At 63.1% G+C, this 3,898-nt stretch carries 4 protein-coding genes; 2 read left to right on the plus strand and 2 right to left on the minus strand.

What is annotated here, in order from left to right:
* Positions 1-224: pyridoxal-phosphate dependent enzyme (locus tag EN939_RS24435; protein WP_127270254.1), on the minus strand; the 224-nt coding region annotated here is incomplete at its 3' end.
* A 434-nt stretch (positions 225-658) separates the two neighbouring features.
* Here EN939_RS24435 and EN939_RS24440 point away from each other — a divergent pair.
* Together EN939_RS24440 and EN939_RS24445 are read left to right on the plus strand one after the other, a co-directional pair.
* A complete protein-coding gene (locus tag EN939_RS24440; protein WP_127270256.1) occupies positions 659-1,732 on the plus strand; it encodes an alpha/beta hydrolase in 1,074 nt (357 codons plus the stop codon).
* Positions 1,733-1,875: 143 nt separating this feature from the next.
* On the plus strand, positions 1,876-3,039 hold the full coding sequence (locus tag EN939_RS24445) for an alpha/beta hydrolase (protein ID WP_127270257.1): 1,164 nt from the start codon (positions 1,876-1,878) through the stop codon (positions 3,037-3,039).
* 293 nt (positions 3,040-3,332) lie between these two features.
* On the opposite strand, the gene EN939_RS24455 is transcribed toward EN939_RS24445, so the two are convergent.
* The coding region (locus tag EN939_RS24455; RefSeq protein ID WP_164751188.1) for an adenine deaminase C-terminal domain-containing protein at positions 3,333-3,898 on the minus strand (566 nt) is incomplete at its 5' end.

Genomic DNA, 3,898 nt, shown 5'->3' on the forward strand with positions numbered 1-3,898 from the left:
CAGACGAACAGTTCAGCCTCGTTGCCGGCCGCCAGTGTCTTGCGGAAGAAATTGAAGGCGCCGCGGATCTTGTAGGAGCGGACCGGCGACAGGTCCTCGCGCTTCAACAGCACCCGCGCGCCGGTCTTTTTCGACAGATAATCGTTTTCCTGCAGCGGCGTTTCAGGGAAGATCTGGCGGATCGCGGCGGCAGCGGCAGCAACGCGGGAAGAGAAACTGTTCATCGGAAACCACCCTTGGGAAAGCCACCTTGTGTTGCACGCTGTCCGCGGACCTCTATCATTGATCGGGTCGCGCACGTTCGGTTGTTGAGCGCCGGGACAAGGTGCGGCGCGAGCCAGCCTATTGCATATCCGGCTACGTGGCGCCATCGTCCATCATGTGCGTCGTTCCGAGCGGAAATTTTGCGGAATATTTTCAGTTACTTGTGGGTACATTCTCATGCCCCTGGCATCAGGCGGCTTAAAATCGCTATCTCTGCGGGAATTGGAAGGCCGGCGGCGACGCCGCCATTTTGGCTTTCGCGCAACACTGCGATGGCCGTAGCGGGGCGCCGATCACATTTCGACTGGACATGACTTAGTTCTGCCGCACTCTGCCTGTCCGGGAGGTATCGTGAGGATAGACAGGCCTTTCGGCCGGAGTTGGAAATTCAGGCGTGCCTTTGAAGAAGATTTTTATCGTTGTCCTGGCCTTGCTCGTCGCCGGCTGCGCCGGCCAGCAAACACAGGAATTGCTGGGCAGCGCCATGGTGTCCGCGCCGGTGACGGAGATCGCCGGCAACCACTCGATCTTCATCGCCACGACGCGCAAGAAATCCGACGATCCCAACAAGGTTTTCGACGGCGAACGCTCGGCGACGCTGAACTATGCCCGCGTCAACGTCACCGTTCCGGGGCTTCACAAGACCGGCCAGATCGAGCGCCGCTCGCGCGGCAAGTCGGATGACCCGGCCAAATATTTCATGGCTTCCGAGGTCGTCGGCTACGACACGCAGCCGAAATTCTCCAGCGCGCTCAATGCCGACATCGCGGCGCGTGGCGGCCGCGTCATGGTCTTCGTGCATGGCTACAACACCGGCTTCGATGCCGCCGTCTATCGCCTCACCCAGATCGTCCATGATTCCGGCTATCCCGGCACGCCCGTGCTGTTTTCCTGGGCATCGGGTGCCAGGACCACCGACTACGTCTATGACAAGGAAAGCGCCAGCGCTGCCCGCGACCAGTTGGAGGTGACGCTCAGGATGCTGGAGCAGTCCGGCGCGCGGCGCATCGACATCGTCGCGCATTCGCTCGGAACCTGGGTCACCATGGAAACGCTGCGGCAGATGGCCATCACCGGCGACCGCGATCTCGGCGGCAAGCTCGGCGACGTGGTGCTGGCTTCGCCCGACATCGATGTCGACGTGTTCAAGAGCCAGATGCGGCGCTATGGCAAGCCCGACAAGCCGTTCATCCTGCTGTTGTCGGACGACGACCGCGCGCTGCGGCTCTCCGGCCTGATCGCCGGATCCCGGCCGCGCGTCGGCGACTACAAGGATGCCGCCGATCTCGCCTCCTATGGCGTGTCGGTCGTCGACCTGTCCAAGGTCAAGGGATCGGACAGCTTCAACCATACGAAGTTCGCCGACAATCCGACGCTGGTGAAGATGATCGGCCAGCGGCTGCGCGAGGATGACGGCTTTGCCAGCGACCGTGACGTGACAGACCGCATCAGCCTGCTTGGCCAATAGGTGCGGTCCCGCGGTTTTCGCCGTGCCTGCCCGGCATCGCGGACGTGTGGATTCACTTTGAACTGGACCGCGCCGGTCTCTGGCCTTATCGGAATAGCCAGCGACGTCACGCGTTTGACGTCCCCCTTGGCGGGAGCCGGCGTATGACCATGCGTTCGAAGAGCTACCTCGTCGTTGCATTGGCGCTCGCTGTCACCGGCTGCGCCGGCGGCAAAACGCACGACCTGCTCAACAAGACGACGGTCACGGTGCCCGCTTCCGACATCGCGGCCACGCATGAAATCTTCGTCGCCACCACCCGCCAGAGGGCAACCAAGGACCCGCGACAGGTGTTCGACGGCGATCGCTCGCTGACCACCAGCTTTGCCCGTGTCGACGTCACCGTCCCGAAAAACCATCAGGTCGGCGCCATCGAGCGGGCCAAGGGATCGGCAAACAGCAACCCGGCCAAGGATTTCACCGCCAAGGACGTCACCTTCTATGAAGGCGCGCCGCAGTTCGCCAAGGCGGTCGGCGCCGACATCGCCATGCGCGGCGACCGTGCGCTGGTTTTCGTGCACGGCTTCAACAACGGCTTCGATGACGGCATCTACCGGCTGACGCAGATCGCGCACGACACGAAATATCCCGGCACGCCGGTGCTGTTCTCATGGGCTTCGAGCGGCAAGACCACGGGTTACATCTACGACAAGGAAAGCGCCAACGCAGCGCGCGACGACCTCGAGGCGACCCTCAGGATGCTGGCCAAGACCAAGGTCAAGAGCATCGACATCATCGCCCATTCGATGGGGACCTGGGTGACCATGGAGGCTCTGCGCCAGCTTGCCATCACCGGCGATCGCGATCTCGACGACAAACTCGGTTACGTCATCCTGGCCTCGCCCGACATCGATGTCGACGTGTTCAAGAAACAGATGATCCGTTACGGCAAACCCGACAAGCCATTCGCCATCCTGCTCTCGGCGGATGACCGGGCTCTCAAGCTGTCCTCCCTGATCTCGGGCGATAAGCCGCGCGTCGGCGATTACGGCGATGCGGCCGACCTCGCCAGCTATGGCGTGTCGGTGGTCGACCTTTCCCAGGCCAAGGGCGGTGACCGCCTCAACCACGCCAAATTCGCCGACAACCCAATGCTGGTGCAACTGCTGGGCGATCGGCTGCGGGCGCCTGCCGGCCTTGCCTCGGACGAGCCCGTCCCGACTCAGCTCAACAATCTCGGCCAGGGCCTCGGCAAGGCCGTCGGCTCGGTCGCGGAAATCGTCATCACCACGCCGTTCAAGGTGCTGACCATCGCCACCGGCGGGTAGCCGGGGGCAGCTTCCTGGTGGAGACCATCAGGTGTCGAAGTCGGCGCTGCCCCTCACCTGCCTGCCGGCATCCTCTCCCCGTATAGTGACGGGGAGAGGGGCGCTATTATCACCGGTTTCGCCAATGACCAGCATTGCAAGAAGAGGACAGTCGTTGCGGCCAGCCCCTTCTCCCCGTCAGTATATGGGGAGAAGTGCCCGGCAGGGCGATGAGGGGCGGCGCCGACGCTCGGCAAAGGTGAATTCGAACCTGAAGCGATTGCCCGCCGGGCATGGCCTGAATATCAACAATCCTAGACGAACAGATCGACCTTCTGGAACGTCGTCACGTCGATCAGGCCGACATCGGAAATCCTGAGTTCGGGAATGACGACCAGCGCCAGCAGCGAGTGCTGCATGTAGGCGTTGTTCAGCGAACAGCCCATCTTGCGCATCGCCTCGGTGAGCTTCTCTGCCTTGGCCGCGACGATCTCGGCCCGCTCGTCCGACATCAGCCCGGCGATCGGCATTTCGACCAGCGCCAGTTCCTTGCCCTTGGAGAACAGCACGACGCCGCCGCCGACTTCGCCCAGGCGGTTTACGGCCAGCGCCATGTCCTGCTTGTTGGTGCCGACGCAGATGATGTGGTGGGCGTCATGCGCCACGCTGGACGCCATGGCGCAGTCGCCCACATAGCCGAAGCCGGAAACGAAGGCGTTGGTGACGCCGCCCGTGCCCCGGTGGCGCTCGACCAGCGCGATCTGGCAGATGTCGTTGCGGCGGTCCATGGCGACCAGCCCGTCCTCGACCGGCAGATCGGCCTCAAGCGCGCGCGTCGGCGCCTGGTTCTCGATAACGCCGATGACACGCACCCGCACCT

The organism is Mesorhizobium sp. M7A.F.Ca.CA.002.05.1.1, assembly GCF_003998335.1.
Lineage (GTDB): Bacteria > Pseudomonadota > Alphaproteobacteria > Rhizobiales > Rhizobiaceae > Mesorhizobium.